The organism is Vibrio sp. OPT46, from assembly GCF_015163535.1.
GTDB classification, from domain to species: domain Bacteria; phylum Pseudomonadota; class Gammaproteobacteria; order Enterobacterales; family Vibrionaceae; genus Vibrio; species Vibrio alginolyticus.
The window spans coordinates 1-368 of the sequence record NZ_JADDYG010000423.1 but is presented as its reverse complement, the minus strand read 5'-3'; the positions used below and the strand labels follow the sequence as shown (position 1 = coordinate 368).

General features: G+C 39.4%; 1 protein-coding gene and 1 pseudogene. Both read right to left on the bottom strand.

Annotation, left to right across the window (positions count from 1 at the left end; all coding sequences use genetic code 11):
- A partial coding sequence (locus IQR33_RS18880) for a glutaredoxin family protein (protein ID WP_193843927.1) occupies positions 1–119 on the bottom strand: 119 nt, incomplete at its 3' end.
- A 21-nt stretch (positions 120–140) separates the two neighbouring features.
- Positions 141–368 (bottom strand): annotated as a pseudogene (rlmL, locus tag IQR33_RS18875) (23S rRNA (guanine(2445)-N(2))/(guanine(2069)-N(7))-methyltransferase); the annotation flags it as partial.

Here is a 368-nt window from a genome sequence, read left to right as displayed (position 1 = left end):
AGTACATCATCGAACGCAATATCAATGATATCTGTTTGCTCGGCCAAACCGACTTGGTCTACTAGAGCAAATGCCATCTCACAAAGATGGCATCCCTCCGTGCTATACAATATCAGCACGTATTAATCCTTTTGTTTATACTACGCGTGCGTTACTAGCCAACAGTTATGAATCTGTTTATTACGCGCAAAATCTAATGGTAACGTTTGAGAAGAAATATTCTGAGCCTTCAAACCCAATTCAGCGAGTGATTCTTCATCCATCTTGAAGTGACGTTTGTTATTTGAAAATACGATTGTGCCTTCACTTCTCAGTAAACGTTTGAGGTTCTTCATTAGCTTAATGTGGTCACGTTGTACATCGAATGA